We start from the raw sequence: 23,916 nt of genomic DNA, 5'->3' as shown, positions 1-23,916 counted from the left end.
ATTAACAATTATTATGCCTAAAAAAAGCTAATGAACTCACAAAATATTTATATCCTTGGTATTGAGAGCTCTTGCGACGATACTGCTGCTGCTGTAATCCATAACGGAAAAATTTTAAGCAACATTATTGCTAATCAAAAAATACATGAAGAATATGGCGGCGTTGTGCCAGAATTAGCCAGTCGTGCTCACCAACAAAATATTGTTCCTGTTGTTGACCAAGCGTTAAAAAAAGCTGGAATTACCAAAGATCAATTAAGTGCAGTAGCTTTTACAAAAGGTCCTGGACTTATGGGAAGCTTGTTAGTTGGTACATCTTTTGCAAAATCTTTGGCATATGGATTAAACATACCTTTAATAGACGTAAACCATATGCAAGCGCATATTTTAGCGCATTTTATAGATGAAGAAGGTTTTGATAAACCACCTTTTCCGTTCTTAGCAATGACTATTTCTGGTGGACATACTCAAATTGTAAAAGTGAATAATCACTTTGATATGGAAGTTATTGGCGAAACTATTGACGATGCTGTTGGAGAAGCGTATGATAAAAGCGGAAAATTATTAGGTTTAGGTTATCCTGCAGGACCAGAAATTGACAAACGTGCTAAATTAGGTAATCCAAAAGCTTTTAAATTTAGTAAACCGAAGGTTGACGGACTTAATTTTAGTTTTTCAGGTTTAAAAACGGCTATTCTTTATTTTATTCAACGTGAAGTAAAAAATAACCCAAATTTTATAGAAGAAAATCTAAACGATATTTGCGCTAGCATACAATACACCATTATTGGCATTCTAACCGATAAATTAAAAAAAGCAAGCAAAGAAACAGGCATTAAACACATAGCAATTGGTGGTGGCGTTTCTGCAAATTCTGGAATACGACAAGCCTTAAAAGATGGCGAATCTAAACACGGTTGGACAACATATGTGCCTAAATTTGAATTTACCACAGACAATGCAGCTATGATTGCTATTGTTGGCTATTTAAAATATTTAGATAAAGATTTTACTACACAAAATGTAATGGCTAATGCAAGACTAAAAATCTAATTTTGTTAATAACGTTTTAAAAAAGCCTATCTACAACATCTTTTTTTTGTTTTTTTGTTCTATCAAAACTAAAATTCTAAAAATTTAATTAATGAAATATCTACTTACAGTAACACTAGCTTTAATCACTTTTACAGCAACTGCTCAAAAAAAACTGATTAAAAGTTTAGATACTATTACCAACACAGAACAAGCAGAAAAATTTTTAGAAACCAAAAAATCTAGAAAAAACAAGATCCTTATTTTTAATGAAGAAAAGCACCAATCCAAACTAGCTAACGCACTTTTAAACACATCTGTTGGTAGCACAAAAGTAGTTAAAGGTGAATTTGATACGACAGTTTACAAAGTCATAGAAAAAGACAACCAACGTCATTACAGACTAAGTTACGTGTATTTAGATGGCAATAAATTAGATGCCGAAACTATTGTAAAATATAAAAACGAAATTCTTCAATCTTACGAAGATGGTGTTAGGTTTGATGATTTAGCAAAAAAATATTCGATGGATAAAAATGCGTTACGTGGTGGCGATTCTGGTTGGTTAAAAGAAGGTAATCTTCCTATCGAAGTAGAAACCGAAGCGTTTAATCTAGAACACAAAGTAGGACAAATTTACACGGTTAGAATACCAGAGCCACAAGCTTATTTTGTAATTTTAAAAACGCACAGAATTAAAAAAATTAAAGAAATTAAAGTTTTAAAAGTTATAGATTAATTATAAAGAATAATTTAGCTTTTAATCGTATAAATTACTGTTAGTTAATAGTTTGACGTAACTTACATTAGTAAACGTAAAACAAGCTATTATGAAACTATTTTTAATTAAAGCGATGGTAACTGTATCGTTATTACCATTAGCTTTTTCCCTTAATTCTGGCAAAAAACCAAATAACGACAAAAAAATTACAATTTGTCATGTTCCGCCAGGTAATCCTGGAAATATGCATAAAATAACAATAAGTTATAACGCATTACAAACACATTTAGATCATGGAGATTTTATTTGTACAGGACAAGACCAATAATTAAAATTTATTAAAATAAAGAGTCTTATTTTATCCAAAAGTAAGACTCTTTTTTATTTTTGTCTTTTTAAAAATTATATGCAGTTATTCTATAATTCAGATATTTCAGAACAAAACAATACGTTTACTTTTCCTAAAGACGAAAGCAGACACATTGTAAAAGTTTTACGTAAAAAAGTTGGTGATACGCTTTACATCACTAATGGAAACGGATTTCTGTTTACTGCAAAAATCACTATTGCAGATCAAAAAAACTGCGTGGTAAGTATTGAAAATTCTGAATTTAAAAAACCAACAGATTACAAACTTCATTTAGCTGTAGCACCAACAAAAATGAATGACCGCTACGAATGGTTTTTAGAAAAAGCTACCGAAATTGGCATTACTAGCATCACGCCTATTTTTTGCGATCATTCCGAAAGAAAAAATGTAAAACTAGATCGTTTTGAAAAAATTTTACAATCGGCAATGAAGCAATCGCTACATTTATATCTGCCAACTTTAAATCAACCTATATCGTTTAAAGACTATATAAATAAAGACTTTTCTGGAGATTTATTTATCGCGCACTGCGAAGAAACAGATAAAAAATCATTAAAAAACGAAATTAAACCCAACACAGAAATCACAATTTTAATTGGTCCTGAAGGCGATTTTTCTGTTAATGAAATTGAAACAGCAATAAAAAATAAATTTATTCCTGTAACTTTGGGTAATACGCGATTACGTACAGAAACTGCTGCTATTGTTGCCTGTCACAGTGTTGCTTTTATAAACGAATAATTATGAAGTTTAAACTTATCTTATGTTTTTGTCTGTCTTCTATCTTCGGGTTTTCTCAAGATTTAGCAGTCTTAAAATATAAAGGTGGCGGCGATTGGTATAGTAATCCAACAGCTTTACCAAACTTAATCAAGTTTTGTAACGAAAACATTGGTACAGCGATGAACACAAAACCAGAAGTTGTTGAAGCTGGCAGTATTGATATTTTTCAATATCCAATGCTTCACATGACTGGTCACGGAAACGTTATTTTTGATGATGATGAAGCTGAAAACATTAGAAATTATCTTATTTCTGGCGGTTTTCTTCATATTGATGATAATTACGGTATGCAGCCTTACGTTGTAGAAGCTTTAAAAAAAGTATTCCCAAATCAAGAATTGGCTGAATTACCTAATACACACGAGATTTTTAGCGCAGCATTTCAATTTAAAGATGGTTTACCAAAAATACACGAACACGATGGTAAAAGACCACAAGCTTTTGGATTGTATCATGAAGACAGATTAGTGGTTTTATTTACTTTTGAAAGTGATTTAGGCGATGGTTGGGAAGATCAAGAAGTACACAACGATCCTGAAGACGTGCGTTTAAAAGCTTTAAAAATGGGCGCAAACATTGTAAAATATGCGTTTGAACATTAAAAAATGGATGATTTAATAACTGCTTTTATTGACTTGATTTAACAGGTATGAAAAACGCAACCGAAATCATGAAGAAGAATTTTTTGATTTTAATCATCAAACTTTCTATTATATCTGTTTTTGTAATAACTGTAACGAGAGCTATCATATTGACTTCAATGTTTTGGGAAATTAATATTGAAAGCGGATTTAAATTAGAAAGCTTAGTAAAAATTATAGAAAGAACTTCATATTATATCCCATCACTCATTTTACTTATTCCTCTTGTTGGAGTTTTTTTAAACAAAAAAATTGGCTGGATTTTAATTCAATCTTATTTCTATTTTCTGATTACTAATCTGACATTTAGAATGAAATATTTTGATTTTAATGATAAAACTAAAATTTTATTGAATTTTGTCGGATTCTTATTACTAATGTTAATTATCATTCTTATGAATAAAAATAAAATTAGTGATCAAGTTTACGGAATAAGAAAAGTAGAATTAATTAAAAAGAATATTATAGCTTCTGTTATTGGAATAATGATAACAATAACTTTAGCTTTAAGTAAAATTTAAATACTTAAAAAGCAACTATCATTTTATATTTCATACTAAAATAAATCTAAACTCCGTTTGCAACTCAACCATTACAATACCAACTTTAAACAACAAACATTTCCTATTACCATTGTTTGTCAAAATGTAACTAACGCGCCTAATATTGGTAGTTTGTTTAGGACTTCAGATGCATTTGGTGTAAAAGAATTAGTGTTTACAGGAACCGAAATTCCGTTAGGCAGAAAAATGACCAAAACGTCTAGAGCTACCGAAAAAGTTGTGAATTATCAAGTTGTAGAAGATGCTTTCGGCTTTATTTCTAATTTAAAAAAGGAAGGTCATCAAATTATTTCATTAGAAATTACAGATAATAGCCAAGCATTACATAAATTTAATTTCAACTTAAATACGCCAATTGTGTTAGTGATTGGTGATGAAAATTTTGGAGTTTCAGATAATATTTTAAGCATTAGTGATGCTATTATTCACATAGATATGTTTGGTCAAAATAGCAGCATGAATGTGGTACAAGCTACTAGTATTGCACTTTACCAAATAACTAAACAATTAAACCACAAATAGTTTATCTTTACGTTATGACATCAAAAACTATCTCTAACGGAATCCTTCGTGCTGTAGCTATAATTATAGGTGTAGTACTTTTAGGTTGGTTTATTTATAAAGTACAAAGCGTTATTGTTTACCTTGCTATTGCTGGTGTTGTAGCTTTATTAGGTAGACCTATTGTTGTGTTTTTAAAAAGCAAATTAAAATTTAACGACACACTTGCTGTTGTATTTACAATTACTATCTTTTTGATCTTTATTTTTGGTATTATAAGCCTATTTATTCCTTTAATTATAGAGCAAGGCAATAACCTATCTTTATTGGATATTGATGAGCTACAAAACAATATAGAAAATTTATATGTGGAAGCAATTAGCCATTTTGGATTAAATACTTCTGATGTTGAAGCGTCTTTAAAAGATTCAAAATTTATGTCTAATCTAAATTTTGGATTTATTCCAGACTTTTTAAATTCGGTTATTTCTGGTTTTGGTAGCTTTAGTATGGGATTATTTTCCGTACTTTTTATTTCGTTTTTCTTCCTTAAAGACAGTAAATTAATGAGCAATGGATTAATTACCATATTACCTAAAAAACACGAAAAAAAACTTAGAAAATCGTTTGTTACGATTAGGGATTTACTAACTAGATATTTTGGCGGGTTGTTATTACAGCTACTTATATTATTTACAATATACTCTATCGTATTGTTCATTTTTGGTATAGAAAACGCTATAATTATAGCTACACTTTGTGCTTTACTTAATGTTATTCCTTATTTAGGTCCAGTTATTAGTGCTGCTTTATTAGTATTATTAAGCATGTCTAGTAATTTAGGCGAAAGCTTTAGCGATGTAATTTTACCAAAAACCATTTATGTTATGATTGGTTTTATTATTGCACAATTAGTAGATAACTTTTTTAGTCAACCTTTTATTTTCTCTAAAAGCGTAAAATCTCATCCATTAGAAATCTTTTTAGTAATCATTATTGCTGGACTAATTTCTGGTATTGTTGGACTAATTATAGCTATTCCAGTTTATACTGCAATAAAAGTAATTGCTAAAGAATTTTTAAGTGAATATCGTGTAGTAAACAAACTTACAGAAGGCTTAAATGATTAGTTTCAATAAAGAAATATTAAATATTGAAATTCAAGAGTTTATAAAAAATAATATTAATTCAAACATCTCTGGATTAATACTAAAAGGTCTTCCTTTTTCTTCTGAAATTTCTTCAGAAATTATTAATCAAATTGAAGCTAAAAACCGTTGTAAAAACAAGCTGAATACTTGGTTTGAAACTGATAATATTTACTATCCAAACAAACTAAATATTGAGCAAACATCTTCTGAAGTTACAGCAAAACACAAAGCGTCTTTAATCAAAGGAAAAAGCCTAATTGATGTAACTGGCGGATTTGGTGTAGACTGTTTTTACTTTGCCAAACAATTTGAAACTGTTACTCATTGTGAGCTCAATACCGATTTATCCAAAATTGTCAATCACAATAACTCCGTTTTTAAAATTGAAAATATAGATTGTGTTGCCGCTAATGGAATAGATTACATCATAAATAACGATACTATATACGACTGGATTTATATTGACCCATCACGTCGTAACGATGCAAAAGGTAAAGTATTTATGCTGTCCGATTGTTTACCAAATGTTCCGCAACATTTAGATAATCTATTCAAAAAAACAAATAACATCATGATTAAAACATCACCGTTATTAGACATTTCTTTGGGTATAAAAGAAGTTGATTTTGTAAAAGAAATCCATTGTATTGCGGTTAATAATGAAGTCAAAGAACTGTTATGGATTTTAGACAAAGGTTTTAACCAATCGGTTAAAATTATAACCACAAATATAAAAAAGGATAAAAAATATAATTTCGAGTTTTTCTTAGATGAAGAAGCTAATGCAACGGTTAATTACAGTAAGCCACTAACCTATTTATACGAGCCAAATTCGGCAGTATTAAAATCTGGAGCGTTTAATAGCGTTGCAGAGCAATTAAGTGTGTTTAAACTACATAAACATTCGCATTTATACACAAGTGAACAATTAATAGATTTCCCTGGAAGACGTTTTAAAATTGAAACTATTGCGCCTTACAACAAGAAAAAGTTTAAACAGCAATTTAAACTAGATAAAGCTAATTTTACGACTAGAAACTTCCCTGAAACTGTTGCACAATTAAGACAAAAACTTAAAGTTAAAGATGGCGGAACTGACTATTTGTTTTTTACTACAGATTTAGATAATAATAAAATTGTAATACACTGCACAAAAGCTTAAATTTTAAAAATCGCATCTTCTGTAAACACAATATTAGTGTTTTTTTTATCCGTTTTATTAGTGTTTAAACCTGTAAACTTACTAAAAGCTGGCAATACGATATGATTATCAAACACTTGATAACATGGTAATTTTATAAACTGTTTGCCTTTTCCTTTCAGCACATATCCTGGATGAATATGTCCTGAAATATAAAATGCATCGTCTTCACATTCATTTAAATCATGAACAAAAGTAAATGGATCTAATTTTAAGCTTGGTTTAAAAATGTCGATATTTAAGTCTTCGTATAATGTAGCTGAAAGTCTGTCGTGATTACCAATAATTAACTGCAATTTCAAGTTATCAAATTGCAACAACCAATCTTTAAAATAGTCTATATCTGTATTAAATTCTGCGTGAAATAAATCACCAACAATTATTAGTTTTTCAGCTTTAAAATGATCTATTAAAGCCTTTAAACGCTGTAAATCTTCAATTAAAATAGATTGACTAATTGGTATACCACTTTTTCTAAATGTAGCCGATTTACCAATATGCAAATCACTTAAAACTAATGCGTTTTGTGTTTCCCAAAAAAGCGCACGTTGGTTGGTAAACACTAAGTTTTGATTGGCAAATTTTAAACTAATCGTCGCTAATTGTTTCATGTTTCAAATTTAAGCATCTGTTTTTTAATGCGCTCGATACGTTTTTGCAAATCTTCATTTGTCATCGTGCCTCTTAAACCATCTACTTTTAACGGAAAACTCAATGGTGTAAACGATTTTGAATGCTTAATAATAATCTCACTGTTTTTAATCCTATTAAAAGCTTCACGTAATCTCACTTCTTCTAATTCTTGATTAAAAACTTCGGCATAAGCTTGTCTGATTAATAAGTTAGAAGGCTCATTTTCTTCTAAAACTCTAAATATCAAACCAGAAGACGATTGTAAACTCTTATTCGTTTTGCGTTGTCCTGGTTGCGATTGTACAACTAAACCAGCAATAACAGCGATATCTCTAAATTTTCGGCTTGCCATTTCACTAGCATTTATACTTGCCACAACATCTTCCATTAAATTCTCAACAGATAATATTTGATGAATTTTAGCCTTATTTAAAGGTAATTCTTGATCGCTTAATAATTCAAAACCATAGTCGTTACAGGCAATACTAAAGGTTAACGGTTTAAATTTACTAATGCGATATGCCATTAATGCAGCAAAAATCTCGTTAACCAATCTGCCTTCAAACGGATACATAAATAGATGAAATCCGTCTTTTGTGGTGACTAATTCGACTAAAAACTGATTAGCTTTAGGTATTTGTGACGCTTTATTTTGACGTTGCAATAATGGTCTTAAAAACTTTAGTTCCTTTTCCGATGTTTTAGCAAGTAAAGCATCGCTTAACTTCAACCTTAAAAAGTGTGTCAAATAGGATGTTAATGGTAACGAGCCACCTTTCCAACTTGGTGTAATGGCTTTTTTAGATTTACTTAAAGTTACCAAAGCCGTCATATCTTTAATTTGCTTTAATTGCAACACGCGACCAGCCAAAACAAATGCGTCGTCTTTTTTTAGTTTTGAAATAAAAAACTCTTCAATCATACCTATATAACCGCCAGAAAAGAATTTTACCATTAACATAGCGTCACTAACAATTGTACCAATATTCATACGGTGTAACATGGCTATTCGTCTACTTTTTACCTTAAATAAACCATCTGTATCAAAAATTACTTTATGAAATTCTTCATAAGATGATAAGGTGTTACCGCCTTTTGTTATAAAGTGAATTGTCCAATTAAAATCGTCTTCGGTTAAATACGAAAAAGCATGTGTTTGTTGTAAAAGTTTAAAAATTTCGTCCTTTTTAAATCCTTCGCCAACAGCCAAAGTGACTAAAAATTGTACCAAAACATCGTAAGCCAAAACAATTGGTGATCGCGTTTCGATTTGTTGTTGTTTTACTGCTTCTTTAACTGCAGCAACTTCAATTAATTGTAAAGAATGCGTAGGAACAAAATATATTTTAGAAGTCTCAAAAGGCGAATGACCGCTACGACCAGCTCGTTGTAAAAAGCGCGCTATACCTTTAACTGAGCCTATTTGGATGACACAATCTACTGGCTTAAAATCGACACCAAGATCTAAAGAACTTGTACAAATTACCGCTTTTAAAATACCTGAAGCTATGGCGTCTTCAATAAAATTACGTTGTTTTTTATCAATAGATCCATGATGAATAGCGATTAATCCAGCTAAATCTGGCGCTTCTTCAAGAATGATTTGATACCATAATTCACTTTGATTTCTTGTATTGGTAAATATTAACGTCGTGGTATTTTCATAGATTATAGGTATAGTTTTAGAACTCATTGTTCGACCTAAATGTCCTGCCCAAGGAAGTGTTTCGACTTGGTCTGGTAAGACTGAAATGATGTCGATTTTCTTCTTTAATTTTGCTTTAATTTGAATGGTTTTTAAATCTTTATAAGGCATTAAAACCTGCTGAGCTTCATCTAAATTACCAATGGTTGCAGTGATTCCCCAAACTTGAAGTTTTGGCGATAACTGTTTCAATCTTGCTATAGCTAATTCGGTTAAAACACCGCGTTTATTACCTAATAACTCGTGCCACTCGTCTACCGCAATGCAATTAAGATGTTTAAACCAACGTGAATTTTTCTTTTGTGAGAACATTAAATGCAATGTCTCTGGCGTCGTGATTAATACGTCTGGCATTAAGCGCTCTTGTTTGCGTTTAATATTAGTTGGCGTATCACCATTTCTAACTTCAATTTGCCAATCTAAACCAATATCTTCAACCGCATTTGACATTGCTTTGGCCAAATCTTTAGCTAAGGATCTAAGCGGACTAACCCAAATTAATTTTAGTCCTTTTTTATAGGCTTCTGGATGATTTAAATAATCGATAACAACCGCTAAAAACACCGAAAACGTTTTACCAAAACCTGTTGGAGCTACGACTAAACCAGAATGTTTAGTGTAATATTTAGACCAAGTTTTATACTGAAAATCAAATGGTTGCCAGTCGTTTTGATGCATCCAATTCTCAATAATTTTATAACCAGTAGAATTTTTAAACTTAGACATCTAACGGATTTGTAATAAGTTGTTTAACAGTTTCTATAGTATCGATTTCTGAAACTGGCTTATCTTTTCGCCAGCGTTTTATTCTTGGAAAACGCAGTGCTACTCCACTTTTGTGACGTTTACTAAAAGCAATACCTTCAAAAGCAATCTCAAAAACTAATTCTGGTTTTACAGTTCTTACAGGACCAAATTTTTCGATAGCATTTTTATTAACCCATCTAGAAATTTCGGTAATTTCATCGTTTGTCAAACCAGAATAGGCTTTAGCAACGGTAACTAAACCGTCATCTGTTTTTACCGCAAACGTATAATCTGTGTATTTGCTACTTCGTCTACCGCTACCTTTTTGGGCGTAAATCATCACAGCATCAATGGTTAAAGGATTTACTTTCCATTTCCACCAATCGCCTTTTTTACGACCAACATGATATTCAGATTGTTTTTGTTTCAGCATTAATCCTTCGCTATTATGCAATCTGGCTTCATTTCTTATCGCATCTAATGCTTTCCATTTATCAAATTGAATGACTTCTGAAAGTTTAAAATTTGGTTTTGATAATTGATTATCATTAAAGAGTTGCTCAAGTGTATTTCGTCTAAACTGAAGGCTTTTTGCTCTTAAATCTTCATCATTAATTTCTAAAATATCGTAAGCAAAAAAGCCAATTGGTACGTCTTGTAATAGTTTTTTTGAAATGGTTTTTCTATTTAATCGCTTCTGTAAATCGTTAAATAATAACACAGATTGATCTTTAACAGCTAGGATTTCGCCATCTAACACAAAATCTTCTTTTATGGTTGAAACAATTTCAACTAACTCCGGAAATTGTTTTGTCACCAACTCTTCGCCTCTTGACCAAATGTAAATTTCGTTATTTCGTTTTACAATTTGACCTCTAATGCCATCCCATTTATATTCGACTTGCCAGTCTGAAACCAAGCCTAATTCGTCAAGATTTTTCTCCAAACTATACGCTAAACAAAACGGATAAGGTTTTGAATTATCGTAATTGATATGCGAACCGTTTATTAAATCTTCAAACGAAATAGAATTGATATCCCATTGCCCAATAATACTGTGCATCAATTGGTTGGCATCGATATTTGTTAATTTAGAAAGTGCATTTACCAAAGTTTTTTTAGAAACGCCAATTCTAAAACTTCCACCAATTAACTTATTAAAAATAAAGCGTTGTTGCGTGTCTAAATGTCGCCAAGCATTCAATACATAAGCTTTTTTTTCATCATCAAATTTAGTTGAAAGTTGCTTAAGCTCGTCCATGTAAATATGTAACGGTTTATCAATTGTATTAGAAGGTTCTGGCAATAATAAAGATAAGGTTTCTCCTAAATCACCAACAGTGCTGTAAGATTCTAAAAACAACCATTCTGGTAGATCTGTTTCTTCAATACACCATTGTTTTAATAAAGATGTTTTTACAGGTCTTTTAGGTCTTTTTCCTGTAAATAAGGCAATTAGCCAGAGTTTATCTTTATCTAAAGCAGTTTCAAAAAAATTGACTAATGCGTCTAATTTGGCATTAGTTTTATTGGTGATTTCTAATGAATTTATGAGTTGCGAAAACTGTTTCATTAGCTAGCAGTTGTTAATTGTTGATCTTTGGCGTCTTCGTTGTCTTCTGTACCATATTCTGTGACAACCTCTTGACTTTCTATACCAATTTCATTTAAATACTTTGAAAATACAGCTTGCGAACCATGAGTGACATAAACTTTCTCTGCTTCGGTAGCTTTAACAGCAGAAAGTAGTCCGTTCCAATCTGCATGATCGCTAACTGCAAAGCCTGCATCTACACCTTTCCAACGTCTATTTCCTCTTATTTGCATCCAACCAGAGCAAATTGCAGTTGCGGCGTTAGGAATCTTTTTAAGTAGTTTAGAACCCAATAAAGCTGGTGGAAGAATTACGATTTTATTTTGAATGTCTTTTTTATTGAAATCTGAAGTGATAAGTTTTGATTTAGGTAAAACAATTCCAGATTTAGAAATAGCTTGATTTAAATTATTAATTGCTGAATGGACATAAACCTCATCAACTCCATCTACTAAAGACATAATTCTTTGCGCTTTACCCAAAGAGTAACCAAAAAAGACACTAGTTTTATTTTGTCTTTGATTATTTACAATCCATTGTTGTAGTTGAGATTGTAAATCGACTTCTGTTTTCCAACTATAAATTGGTAAACCAAAAGTACTTTCTGTAATAAATTCGTGACATTTTACTGGCTCAAATGGTGTCGTTATAAAATCAGTATTAGTTTTATAATCTCCAGAAAACACTACAACTTTTCCTTTATACTCTAGCTTTATTTGAACAGAACCAATAATATGTCCAGCAGGATAAAATGAAACTTTTACACCATTTATAGTTTTGATTTGGTTGTAATTTAAAGTTTCTATCGAAATGTCTTTTCCTAAACGATGAAGCAGTATGTTTTTTGAATCCTGATGACACAGATAATGCTTATTTCCCCATCTTGAATGATCGGCATGACCATGAGAAATTATAGCATAATCTACAGGATACCATGGATCTAAATAAAATTTTCCTGGTATGCAATAAATACCTTTTTTAGTGAATTTTATGAATTTCAAGCGTTTTTTAACTACAAAATACAACCAAAATCATAAAATTATAGTAGACTTAACTAATTTTTAACCAGAAACAAAAAAGCCTTACTAAATTTAGTAAGGCTTTTTGTGATCGCGACAGGATTCGAACCTGTGACCGTCTGCTTAGAAGGCAGATGCTCTATCCAGCTGAGCTACGCGACCGATAAAATGTCGGGGTGGCAGGATTCGAACCTGCGACCTCCGCGTCCCAAACGCGGCGCGATAACCGGGCTACGCTACACCCCGAAATTGGTTATCTATATTGCGGAGAGACCGGGATTCGAACCCGGGCATCCCGAAGGATGACAGCTTAGCAGGCTGCTGCATTACCACTCTGCCACCTCTCCTAAATCATTTAATGAACTTTGCAATAAAATTGCGGATGCAAATGTATGATTTCATCTCGTAGAACACAACATTTTTATTGATTTTTTTGAAATTTTATTCCGGATACTCAATTCTTAAATGGTAAATGTTTGCTAACTTGCGTTTTAGCACTTTTTTTATGGCTTCAATTTCTTTAAAGGTTATGTCTGCATTTAAAAATTGTCCTTCGTCTTTTTGTTTATTTATTATATTTTCTACAAAATTATCAATTTTTGCTGATGTAGGTTCTTTTAAACTTTTTGATGCTGCTTCTACACTATCACACATCATTAGTATTGCAGTTTCTTTACTAAATGGCTTTGGTCCCGGATAGCTAAAGTCTTCTATGTTTACACCTTCATTATTAGCCTTTTCTTTCATATAGAAATAATAAACTTGACTGGTACCATGATGTGTTCTTATAAAATCTATGACTCTGTCGGGTAGATTATTTTTCTTAGCAATTTCAATTCCGTTTATAACGTGATTTATTATGATTTGAGCACTTTCTTTTGGAGATAATTCGTCATGACTATTTATTCCTGACGATTGATTTTCAGTAAAATAAGTAGGATTTTTCATCTTCCCAATATCATGATATAGAGCTCCTACTCTAACCAACATCGCATTTGCATTAATTTCATTTGCTGAAGCTTCTGCTAAATTTGCAACGTTTAATGAGTGATGGAATGTACCTGGAGCTTTATTTGACAGCTCTTTTAAAAGTTTAGAATTTGTATCGGACAATTCTAAAAGAGAAACATCTGATACTAATCCAAATAGCTTTTCATAAACATAAATTAATGGCTGGACAAACAATGTAGCCAAACCGCAAAGTATAAATAGTACAAAGGTTTGGGTATGTATGTTTTCTATACTTGCTTCATGTATAACAAAAAAGGCAAAATAAGCGATGATATAAATTAATGTAATTTGACCTACTGATATGAATAGATTTGCTCTTTTATAAAGTTCTGAAACTGTTAATATGGTTACAATACCTGCAATAATTTGCAAAAACATATACTCATAACTATTTGGCACTATTGATCCAAGTAAAAGCACTGTAATGACATGTGCAAACAAACCTAATCTAGCATCAAAAAAAGCTTTTAAAACTAAAGGTAAAATAGCTATAGGTACAATATAGACATATTCTGATTTGTAACTTACCACTAAGGTTGTAAGCAAAACAACCACAAATATGTTAAAGAATATAAAGGTAACTTTAGTATTATTGTTAAAAACATCTATTCTATACTTTCTTATAAATAACAATAACATTAATAGGGCTAAAGCGACTAATAATGTGTAAGCAAAAACAATCCAATAATAGTTAGATTTTGTCCAATCTTTAGACTCATATTCATTAACTAAAGAATTTAAAATTTGAAATTTATTATCGTTTACAATTTCTCCTTTAGAAATAATTAAAGTCTCTTTTTCAATCATTCCCCTATTTACCGAAATAGATTGCAAAGCTTCATTTAAAACATTTTCTGTTAATGTTTTATTATAGGTTAAGTTTGGTTTTATAACGTTAAAGAAAAGCGCTATTATAGAGTTTATTTCTTTTGGTGTAAAAATATCTTTTAGTTCGTTTTCAACGGTAGATTTTACTTCAGATTGGTTGAATAAATTTTTAAAATTTGCAGTTTCTTTTTCAACATTATTTTCAAGTATAATTACAGTTTTTTCAGGCTTTAACTTGATTTTTTCGCTTAAAATTCCAAATTCATAAAACTCATCTAAAATCTGACTACTTTTTTCTTTAAGAATGTTATAATTTGGTATTGAATCTGAAAAAACATTGCTAAAAGACTTTTCAAAAGCATTAAAAACAGTTGATTTAACCTTTTCATTTCTATTAAAATATGCTATAGATTGACTTTTTAGTAGCTCTTTTTCTTTATCAATTTCAGACTTATTTTTCTTTATAGCAAAGTTAAATGGTGCGTAAAGATTTTCTGTTTGCCAAGGTTTTCCTTTTTCAAAGTTATATTTAAAACGACCACTTTTAGGAAATAAAAACACAATTAAAAAAGTAGTAGCTATAAAAAGTAATACTTTGTATATGTTAGAATGGTTTTTGTAAAAAATATTTATGTTGTTGTTCATACAAAAAACTGTAGTTTTTCAAATGTAATAAATAAATACAGTTTTGATTAGTTATAATGCACAGAATGGTCTAAATTTTATTAAAAAATTAGTAATTTCGTGGACATAATAAAAACTAAATAAATATATGAGTAAAGAAGTTGTAATTGTCTCGGCTGCAAGAACACCAATAGGTAGTTTTTTAGGTGCTTTAAGTACTGTTCCTGCTCCTAAATTAGGTGCTGTAGCTATTAAAGGTGCATTAGATAAAATTAATTTAAAACCAGAATTGGTTGATGAAGTTTTAATGGGTAATGTAGTACAAGCTGGTACTGGACAAGCTCCAGCTAGACAAGCAGCTATTTATGCAGGTATACCAAATACTGTACCGTGTACAACTGTAAACAAAGTTTGCTCTTCTGGGATGAAGGCAGTAATGCAAGCTGCACAAAGCATTGCTCTAGGCGACACAGAAATAGTTGTTGCTGGAGGTATGGAAAACATGAGTTTGATTCCTCATTACTTACATGCAAGAACTGGAACTAAATTTGGTCCTGCAAGTTTAATCGACGGTATGCAAAAAGATGGTTTAGTAGATGCTTATGACCAAAATGCAATGGGTGTTTGTGCAGATGATTGTGCTACTGAATATAATTTTTCAAGGGAAGAACAAGATGCTTTTGCAATTCAATCTTACAGTAGATCTGCAGCAGCATGGGACGCAGGGAAATTTGATAATGAAGTTGTACCTGTAGAAGTACCTCAGCGTCGTGGTGAACCAAAAATAGTATCTAAAGACGAAGAATATACAAATGTTAAACTTGAGAAGATTCCTGCATTACGTCCTGCTTTTACTAAAGACGGAACAGTAACTGCTGCTAATGCTTCTACAATAAACGATGGTGCTGGTGCAATGGTTTTAATGAGTGCTGATAAAGCAAAAGAATTAGGCCTAACACCATTAGCAACTATAAAATCTTATGCAGATGCTGCACAAGAGCCAAAATGGTTTACTACTGCTCCTGCAAAAGCATTGCCTAAAGCTTTAGATAAAGCGGGAATTAAATTAGAAGATGTAGATTACTTTGAGTTTAATGAAGCTTTTTCTGTTGTAGGATTAGCTAACATGAAAATTTTAGGGTTATCAGACGACAAGGTAAACGTTAATGGTGGCGCTGTATCTTTAGGTCATCCATTAGGTTGTTCTGGTGTAAGAATACTAATTACTTTATTAAATGTTTTAGAACAAAATGATGCAAAAATTGGTGCAGCAGCTATCTGTAATGGTGGCGGTGGCGCATCAGCTTTAGTACTACAACGTCAGTAAATACAACTAATGCAATACGGAATTTGTAATTTAAGCATTGTTCCTTTAAGATTAGAAGCATCAGACACAAGTGAAATGGTATCTCAGGTCATTTACGGTGATGTTTTTAAAGTTTTAGAGCAACGAAAAAAATGGAGTAAAATCAGATTAGCTTTTGATAAATATGAAGGCTGGATTGATAATAAACAATATGTAGAAATTACAGAAGAACATTATAATGACTTAAATAATCAACCTTTAAAAATCTCAACAGATTTAGTTGAGTTTATTCAGGATGAAATTGAGCAACTTCATACAATTGTTTTAGGTTCTAGCTTAAATGGTGTTAGTCTATTAAATCATAAATATGAAGGTGCTTTTGTAGATCAAACACAAGAAAAAAGTCATTTAATTGAAACTGCATTTAAATATTTAAATGCTCCTTATCTTTGGGGAGGAAAAACTCCTTTTGGTATCGATTGCAGTGGTTTTACACAAATGGTATATAAACTTAATGGTTATAAATTATTGCGTGATGCCTCACAACAAGCCACACAAGGTGAAGCTTTAAGTTTTATTGAAGAAAGTGAACCAGGTGATTTAGCTTTTTTTGATAATAATGAAGGCCAAATTATTCATGTTGGCATAATAATGCAAGACAATTATATTATACATGCGCATGGAAAAGTAAGGATAGATCGTTTAGATCATACAGGTATTTACAATGCAGATAGACGGATGCATACCCATAAACTTAGAGTTATTAAAAAGATAATATAAAAAAAGCCTCCTAAAATTTAGGAGGCTTTTTTATTATAATAGTTAAAGGTTTTATTTCCCTTCAATCTCTGCATTAATTGCTTTTGCTTTTTCTACTTCGCCTAAAGCATTATATATATTCTTTAACTGTTGTAAAACAGATGTAGGTACAGAAGTATTATTATTTTTAAAATCTACTAGCGTTTGTGCTGCTTGATCAAATAGAGAAGACTTCTTCTTTTTAAGTTCTTCATATTTTAAATCATCTGCTCTACTGTTTCCTAAGGAATTCATTTGTTCTACTAAAGCATTTCCTTCTTCAAGGTATGATGTAGATAAATTTAATGCTGCATCTGCATTTGCAGGTTTTAAGCTTAATACTTTTTCAAAAGATTGTCTTGCTTTTTCAATCTCTTTGTTATTCATGTAAATAACACCTACGTTATAATGTAAGTCTGCATTATTAGGCTCTTTTTGTATAGCTTCTTGTAAGATTGATTGAAACTTTTTCTCATCACCCATTTCAAAATAAATGTTTGCTTCGTTAATTAATAAATTAACATCATCTGGGTTTGCTTGTTTTGCCTTTTCTATAGCTGCTAAAGCTTTGTCTTTTTCACCTTTATTAATGTAAATTAATGCAATATTTTTAGTGATTTCAGAAGCTCTAGATTCTGTATTTTGGGTCTCTGGATCTGTGTGTGTTCCACTCTTTACATATATATCTCTTTCAGATTTACTGTTAAAGCTATCTACTTGTCCAGTTTCTTTGTTTGTAGCAACAAACATTGTTTTTTCTCCTGTATAGCCTAATTTATCTAACTCTAAGTAAGACTCTAATGCTTTGTCAAAGTTTTGAGCACCTATATAACTTACTGCTGTGTAATATAAATAGTCTTGTGCTTCTGGATTAACTTGATACATCATGTTAAAAGTTTCTGCTGCTTTATTAAACTTTTTACTTGAGTAAAAATTATTTGCTTTTGTTAACAGATCATTCTCTATGATTCTTTTAAACTCGGCTCCTTCTGCTCCTACCTTAAGTATATTTTCTATAGCTTTATTAGTATCTGCATTAGTAGACGTCCCGTTAGCATAATATGCTTTTGCTGCAGCTAGATAATAATCTTCTTTTAAGTCATCATCCATAGCAGAGACTTGAGAATCTAATTGTGTTGCTATAGTTTTAGCTTCTGCAAAATTGTCTTTTTTTACTGCTTTTTCTAATGCTTTAACTTCTTTTTTTTGGGCAAAAGTAAAAACAGATACAACTAATGCTAAAGCAATAATTACTTGTTTTTTCATTTTAAATTTGTGTTTTAAATTTTATAAATTATTTATTCTTCTTCGTTAGTAGCAATAGTTGTGCCATCTTCTGTGTTGGCAGTGTCTTCTATGTTTTCAATATCTATTTCTTCTTCATCTTCATCTTTCATCACTTTAGCTACAGCAGCTATAGAATCGTTACCTTTTAGATTTATTAACTTAACACCTTGAGTAGCTCTACCCATAGTCCTTAAGTTTTCTACTGCTAGACGAATAGCAATTCCGGATTTATTAATAATCATTAAATCATCGGAATCTGTAACACTTTTTATTGCAACTAAGCTTCCTGTTTTTTCTGTGATAGAAATAGTTTTAACACCTTTTCCTCCTCTATTAGTGATACGGTAAACTGCTTCTCCATCTTCTGGATCATCAATAAATGTACGTTTACCATAACCGTTTTCTGAAACGACTAATACAGTTTCTTCTTGCGGATTGTTAACAGTTACCATTCCTATTACTTCATCATTATCATTACCTAAAGTAATACCTCTTACTCCTGAAGCATTACGACCCATTGGACGTGTTTTTGCTTCTTCAAATCTAATAGCTTTACCAGATTTTAAGGCTAACATAACTTGGCTGTTACCTGTTGTTAGTTTTGCTTCTAGTAACTCATCATTATCTTTAATGGTAATTGCGTTAATTCCGTTAGTACGAGGTCTAGAGTATTGCTCTAAAGCTGTTTTCTTAACCTGACCTTGTTTTGTTGCCATTATGACATAATGAGAATTTATGTAATCCTCATCTTTTAGGTCTTGAGTACAGATAAATGCCATAACCTTATCATCTTGTTCAATATTAATAAGGTTTTGTATTGCTCTACCTTTTGATGTTCTTGAACCTTCAGGTATTTCGTAAACACGCATCCAGAAACACTTTCCTTTTTGGGTGAAGAATAACATATATTGATGGTTTGTACCCACAAATAAATCTTCTAAGAAGTCTTCATTTCTTGTATTTGAAGCTTTTTGACCAACTCCACCTCTATTTTGTGTTTTATACTCTGTTAAAGATGTACGCTTGATATATCCTGCATGAGAAATAGTAATAACTACTTGCTCATCTGGTATCATATCTTCGATACTTAAATCTCCACCAGCATATTCTATTGTAGAACGACGCTCATCTCCGTACTTATCTTTAACTTCGATAAGTTCTTCTTTGATAATGTCCATACGACGCTCTTTCTTTTCTAAAATATCTTTTAAATCTGCTATTGTCTTTATGATATCTTCATATTCACTACGTAGCTTATCTTGTTCTAGACCGGTTAATTGGCGTAGACGCATATCTACTATTGCTTTAGCTTGAATTTCTGAAAGCTCAAAGCGATCTATTAATTTTTGTCTTGCTTCTTCTGCGTTAGACGATGCTCTAATTATTGAGATTACTTCGTCTATATTATCTGAAGCTATTATTAAACCTTCTAAGATATGTGCACGTTCTTCAGCTTTACGTAATTCATATTTAGTACGTCTTACTACAACATCATGTCTGTGCTCTACAAAGTGATAGATTAGGTCTTTTAAATTTAAAAGTTCTGGTCTACCATTTACTAAAGCAATATTATTGACGCTAAAAGAAGATTGTAAAGCTGTGTATTTAAATAATTTATTTAAAACTATATTTGGTATTGCATCACGTTTAAGCACGTAAACAATACGCATTCCGTTACGGTCAGACTCATCACGAATTGTAGAAATTCCTTCTAATTTTTTATCGTTAACTAAATCAGCAGTCTTTTTAATCATGTCTGCTTTGTTAACTTGATAAGGTATTTCGGTAACTACAATAGATTCTCTTCCGTTAACTTCTTCTACATTAGCTTTACCACGCATAACAATACGTCCGCGACCTGTATGAAATGCTTCTTTTACACCATCATAGCCATAGATTGTTCCACCGGTTGGAAAATCTGGAGCTTTAATGTGTTGCATTAATTCATCTACTTCAATATCGTTATTATCAATGTAAGCAATAGTACCATTAACAACTTCTGTTAAGTTATGAGGTGGCATATTTGTAGCCATACCTACAGCAATACCAGAAGCACCATTAATTAATAAACCAGGAATACGTGTAGGTAAAACTGTTGGTTCTTCTAAAGTATCATCAAAATTTAGTTTATGATCTACAGTTTCTTTATCGATATCTGCCAACATGTCTTCAGATATCTTTCGCATACGCGCTTCTGTATAACGCATTGCTGCAGGACTATCTCCATCTACAGATCCAAAGTTACCTTGACCATCTATTAACATATAACGTAAACTCCATTCTTGAGCCATACGCACCATAGTGTCATATACTGAGGTATCACCATGTGGATGATACTTACCTAAAACCTCACCAACTATTCTTGCAGATTTTTTATGTGCAGTGTTAGACCTAACACCTAATTCGTGCATACCAAAAAGCACACGTCTGTGTACAGGTTTTAAACCATCTCTTACATCTGGTAAAGCACGTGACACAATGACTGACATTGAATAATCAATGTAAGCCGACTTCATTTCATCTTCAATGTTAATCGGAATGAGTTTTTCTCCTTCTGCCATATATAATTTAATTTGTTATATTCTTTATTTCAAAACACGCTAATATAAAACTTTCGTTAGTAACGGTAAGCCTTTTACTAGGTTTTTTTAGTGTTTTTTATTAACAATTTTAGCCCCTTTTTTAGTTAATAACTTAATCACTGTTAATTTGTAGATTATTCTTACTTTCAAACCAAAAACAATTAACATATTATTTAAGGTACAGTTTTTGCCTATACTAATTATGTTTACTATTTTTAAAGCAGAAAGGAAATAAATATGGACGATAATTTTTCACCAAGAGTTAAAGATGTAATTGCATACAGTAAAGAAGAAGCGCTTAGATTAGGGCACGACTTTATTGGCACAGAACATCTTATGCTTGGTCTTTTAAGAGACGGAAACGGTAAGGCTATTAATATTTTAAACGCATTAGATATTGATTTAAATCATTTAAGGCGTAAAGTAGAAATTTTAAGTCCTGCCAACCCAAATACATCAATAACTTCTAACGAAAAGAAAAACTTGCACTTAACACGACAAGCAGAACGTGCTTTAAAAACTACTTTCTTAGAAGCTAAGCTTTTTCAAAGCACATCAATAAACACAGCACATTTACTGCTATGTATTTTAAGAAACGAAAATGATCCTACTACAAAGCTTTTAAATAAGCTTAAAGTAGATTATGATAATGTAAAAGAACAATTTAAGTCAATGATTACAAACGATGATAATTTTGAAGATATAACAGGAAGCCCTAAAGCCGAGTTTCCTGAAGATGATGCACAACAAGACGATGCATCAAAAGATATATTTAATACGCCTTCATCAAAAAGCAACAAAAAGTCTAAAACTCCTGTTTTAGATAATTTTGGTCGCGATTTGACTGCTATGGCAGAAGAAGGTAAACTAGACCCAGTAGTTGGACGTGAAAAAGAGATTGAAAGAGTGTCTCAAGTATTATCACGTCGTAAGAAAAACAATCCACTTTTAATAGGCGAACCTGGTGTTGGTAAATCTGCTATTGCAGAAGGACTTGCTAACAGAATTGTAAGCAAGAAAGTATCTAGAATACTTTTTAACAAACGTGTAGTTACGTTAGATCTTGCAAGTTTAGTTGCTGGTACAAAATACCGCGGACAGTTTGAAGAACGTATGAAAGCTGTCATGAATGAGCTTGAAAAGAATGATGATGTTATTCTTTTTATTGACGAAATTCACACCATAGTTGGCGCTGGTGGCGCAACAGGAAGCTTAGATGCTTCAAATATGTTTAAGCCTGCTTTAGCACGTGGCGAAATTCAATGTATTGGTGCTACAACTTTAGATGAGTACAGACAATACATAGAAAAAGATGGTGCTTTAGAGCGTCGTTTTCAAAAAGTTATTGTAGAGCCTACTACTGTTGAAGAAACTATTCAAATACTTAATAACATTAAAGCTAAATATGAAGATCATCACAATGTAGAATATACAGATGAAGCTATTGAAGCTTGTGTTAAGTTAACCAATAGATATATGACAGATCGTTTCTTGCCAGATAAAGCAATAGATGCTTTAGATGAAGCTGGTTCTCGTGTTCATATTACCAATATTGATGTCCCTAAACAAATTCTAGAATTAGAGAAAAAACTAGAAGAAGTTAGAGAAACAAAAAATTCTGTTGTAAAAAAGCAGAAATACGAAGAAGCTGCAAGATTACGTGATGACGAAAAACGTTTAGAAAAAGAACTTGCTGTTGCACAAGAAAAATGGGAAGAAGAAACTAAATTACATCGTGAGACAGTAACAGAAGATAATGTAGCAGATGTTATCTCTATGATGACAGGTGTTCCTGTAAACAGAATAGCACAAACCGAGAGTAATAAACTAGCACAATTACCAGAGCTAATTAAGGGTAAAGTTATAGGTCAAGATAATGCTGTTGCTAAGGTTGTTAAAGCAATACAACGTAACCGTGCTGGATTAAAAGATCCAAATAAACCAATTGGTTCATTTATCTTTTTAGGACAAACAGGTGTTGGTAAAACACAATTAGCTAAAGTTTTATCAAAGCAATTATTTGATAGTGAAGAGTCGCTAATTAGAATAGACATGAGTGAATATATGGAAAAATTTGCCATATCTAGATTAGTTGGTGCACCTCCAGGATACGTAGGTTATGAAGAAGGAGGACAACTCACAGAAAAAGTAAGACGTAAACCATATTCTGTAGTACTTTTAGACGAAATCGAAAAAGCGCATCCAGATGTATTTAATATGTTACTTCAAGTTTTAGATGATGGTTATTTAACAGATAGTTTAGGTAGAAAAATAGATTTTAGAAACACTATAATAATCATGACCTCTAACATTGGTGCCAGAAAATTAAAAGATTTTGGTACTGGTATAGGTTTTGGTACATCGTCTCAAAAAGCTCAAGAAGATGCAAATGCTAGAAGCGTTATTGAAAATGCACTTAAAAAATCTTTTGCACCAGAGTTTTTAAATAGAATTGACGATGTTATTGTCTTTAATGCTTTAGAACAAGAAGACATTAATAAGATTATTGATATAGAATTAGAAAAACTATTAAAACGTATTGATGGTTTAGGCTACAATTTACAATTAACTAAAGATGCTAAAAACTTTATAGCAGAAAAAGGCTTTGATAAGCAATACGGTGCAAGACCATTAAAACGTGCTATTCAAAAATACATTGAAGATGCTTTAGCTGAAGAAATTATTACTTCTAAATTAAAAGAAGGAGATAATATAGTTATGGATTTAGATAAAGACAATAACGAAATAGTTATTTCTATTCAATCATCAGAAGAAGCTAAATAACAATAATTAATTATAATAAAAACCTGTTGATTATT

19 protein-coding genes and 3 tRNA genes are annotated in these 23,916 nt (G+C 31.4%); 12 read left to right on the top strand and 10 right to left on the bottom strand.

Translation table 11 applies throughout. The features are described 5' to 3' along the window. The first annotated feature begins 30 nt into the window (after positions 1–30). The 9 genes from tsaD to INR78_RS11890 all read left to right on the top strand — a co-directional run bounded on the left by tsaD (position 31) and on the right by INR78_RS11890 (position 6,924). The gene (gene tsaD, locus INR78_RS11930) at positions 31–1,053 is read left to right on the top strand and encodes a tRNA (adenosine(37)-N6)-threonylcarbamoyltransferase complex transferase subunit TsaD (protein ID WP_106677623.1); all 1,023 of its coding nucleotides are present in this window, start codon (positions 31–33) and stop codon (positions 1,051–1,053) included. A 91-nt stretch (positions 1,054–1,144) separates the two neighbouring features. Beyond that, complete coding sequence (locus tag INR78_RS11925; protein WP_106677620.1) at positions 1,145–1,771, top strand: peptidylprolyl isomerase; 627 nt, start codon at positions 1,145–1,147, stop codon at positions 1,769–1,771. Between the two features lie 91 nt (positions 1,772–1,862). Continuing rightward, on the top strand, positions 1,863–2,081 hold the full coding sequence (locus INR78_RS11920; RefSeq protein WP_106677615.1) for a hypothetical protein: 219 nt from the start codon (positions 1,863–1,865) through the stop codon (positions 2,079–2,081). Positions 2,082–2,159: 78 nt separating this feature from the next. Next, positions 2,160–2,864 carry a 16S rRNA (uracil(1498)-N(3))-methyltransferase gene (locus INR78_RS11915; RefSeq protein WP_223076686.1) on the top strand — a complete coding sequence of 235 codons (705 nt, stop codon included), beginning with the start codon at positions 2,160–2,162 and terminating at the stop codon, positions 2,862–2,864. 2 nt (positions 2,865–2,866) lie between these two features. Then, complete coding sequence (locus tag INR78_RS11910; protein ID WP_223076685.1) at positions 2,867–3,508, top strand: DUF4159 domain-containing protein; 642 nt, start codon at positions 2,867–2,869, stop codon at positions 3,506–3,508. A 47-nt stretch (positions 3,509–3,555) separates the two neighbouring features. Continuing rightward, positions 3,556–4,068, top strand: a complete 513-nt coding sequence (locus INR78_RS11905; RefSeq protein WP_223076684.1) for a hypothetical protein — start codon at positions 3,556–3,558, stop codon at positions 4,066–4,068. A gap of 57 nt (positions 4,069–4,125) precedes the next feature. Then, complete coding sequence (locus tag INR78_RS11900) at positions 4,126–4,632, top strand: TrmH family RNA methyltransferase (RefSeq protein WP_223076683.1); 507 nt, start codon at positions 4,126–4,128, stop codon at positions 4,630–4,632. A 14-nt stretch (positions 4,633–4,646) separates the two neighbouring features. Then, entirely contained in the window at positions 4,647–5,741 is a 1,095-nt protein-coding gene (locus tag INR78_RS11895; protein ID WP_223076682.1) for an AI-2E family transporter, read from the top strand. Next, the gene (locus INR78_RS11890) at positions 5,734–6,924 is read left to right on the top strand and encodes a class I SAM-dependent methyltransferase (RefSeq protein WP_223076681.1); all 1,191 of its coding nucleotides are present in this window, start codon (positions 5,734–5,736) and stop codon (positions 6,922–6,924) included. The genes INR78_RS11895 and INR78_RS11890 overlap by 8 nt, the downstream gene beginning before the upstream one ends. Here INR78_RS11890 and pdeM read toward each other — a convergent pair. The 8 genes from pdeM to INR78_RS11850 all read right to left on the bottom strand — a co-directional run bounded on the left by pdeM (position 6,921) and on the right by INR78_RS11850 (position 15,145). After that, positions 6,921–7,574: a ligase-associated DNA damage response endonuclease PdeM gene (gene pdeM / locus INR78_RS11885; RefSeq protein WP_223076680.1), complete on the bottom strand. Its 654-nt coding sequence runs from the start codon at positions 7,572–7,574 to the stop codon at positions 6,921–6,923. The genes INR78_RS11890 and pdeM overlap by 4 nt on opposite strands. Continuing rightward, positions 7,571–10,027 carry a ligase-associated DNA damage response DEXH box helicase gene (locus INR78_RS11880; RefSeq protein ID WP_223076679.1) on the bottom strand — a complete coding sequence of 819 codons (2,457 nt, stop codon included), beginning with the start codon at positions 10,025–10,027 and terminating at the stop codon, positions 7,571–7,573. The genes pdeM and INR78_RS11880 overlap by 4 nt, the downstream gene beginning before the upstream one ends. Next, positions 10,020–11,621 carry an ATP-dependent DNA ligase gene (locus tag INR78_RS11875; RefSeq protein ID WP_223076678.1) on the bottom strand — a complete coding sequence of 534 codons (1,602 nt, stop codon included), beginning with the start codon at positions 11,619–11,621 and terminating at the stop codon, positions 10,020–10,022. Before INR78_RS11875 ends, INR78_RS11880 begins: the two co-directional genes overlap by 8 nt. Then, positions 11,621–12,643 (bottom strand): ligase-associated DNA damage response exonuclease, encoded by a 1,023-nt coding sequence (locus INR78_RS11870; protein WP_223076677.1) that lies wholly within the window; start codon positions 12,641–12,643, stop codon positions 11,621–11,623. The genes INR78_RS11875 and INR78_RS11870 overlap by 1 nt, the downstream gene beginning before the upstream one ends. 106 nt (positions 12,644–12,749) lie before the next feature. After that, positions 12,750–12,823 (bottom strand) — tRNA-Arg (locus INR78_RS11865). A gap of 9 nt (positions 12,824–12,832) precedes the next feature. Beyond that, positions 12,833–12,907 (bottom strand) — tRNA-Pro (locus tag INR78_RS11860). A gap of 19 nt (positions 12,908–12,926) precedes the next feature. Continuing rightward, positions 12,927–13,008 (bottom strand) — tRNA-Ser (locus INR78_RS11855). A gap of 94 nt (positions 13,009–13,102) precedes the next feature. Further along, complete coding sequence (locus INR78_RS11850) at positions 13,103–15,145, bottom strand: HD family phosphohydrolase (RefSeq protein WP_223076676.1); 2,043 nt, start codon at positions 15,143–15,145, stop codon at positions 13,103–13,105. 127 nt (positions 15,146–15,272) lie between these two features. Here INR78_RS11850 and INR78_RS11845 point away from each other — a divergent pair, with 127 nt between their 5' ends. Together INR78_RS11845 and INR78_RS11840 are read left to right on the top strand one after the other, a co-directional pair. After that, a complete protein-coding gene (locus INR78_RS11845; RefSeq protein ID WP_027879072.1) occupies positions 15,273–16,451 on the top strand; it encodes an acetyl-CoA C-acyltransferase in 1,179 nt (392 codons plus the stop codon). A gap of 9 nt (positions 16,452–16,460) precedes the next feature. Next, positions 16,461–17,210 carry a C40 family peptidase gene (locus tag INR78_RS11840; protein ID WP_223076675.1) on the top strand — a complete coding sequence of 250 codons (750 nt, stop codon included), beginning with the start codon at positions 16,461–16,463 and terminating at the stop codon, positions 17,208–17,210. 51 nt (positions 17,211–17,261) lie between these two features. Here INR78_RS11840 and INR78_RS11835 read toward each other — a convergent pair whose 3' ends face one another. Both INR78_RS11835 and gyrA read right to left on the bottom strand, forming a co-directional pair. Then, positions 17,262–18,494 (bottom strand): lipopolysaccharide assembly protein LapB, encoded by a 1,233-nt coding sequence (locus INR78_RS11835; protein WP_223076674.1) that lies wholly within the window; start codon positions 18,492–18,494, stop codon positions 17,262–17,264. A 32-nt stretch (positions 18,495–18,526) separates the two neighbouring features. Further along, positions 18,527–21,076, bottom strand: coding sequence for a DNA gyrase subunit A (gyrA, locus tag INR78_RS11830; RefSeq protein ID WP_223076673.1), 2,550 nt, complete (start codon positions 21,074–21,076; stop codon positions 18,527–18,529). A 258-nt stretch (positions 21,077–21,334) separates the two neighbouring features. On the opposite strand from gyrA, the gene INR78_RS11825 reads away from it, so the two are divergent. Continuing rightward, complete coding sequence (locus INR78_RS11825; protein ID WP_027879076.1) at positions 21,335–23,881, top strand: ATP-dependent Clp protease ATP-binding subunit; 2,547 nt, start codon at positions 21,335–21,337, stop codon at positions 23,879–23,881. The last annotated feature ends 35 nt before the right edge of the window (positions 23,882–23,916 follow it).

Source organism: Mesoflavibacter sp. SCSIO 43206, from assembly GCF_019904215.1.
Classification (GTDB): domain Bacteria; phylum Bacteroidota; class Bacteroidia; order Flavobacteriales; family Flavobacteriaceae; genus Mesoflavibacter; species Mesoflavibacter zeaxanthinifaciens.
This window is presented reverse-complemented; position numbering and strand designations above follow the sequence as displayed.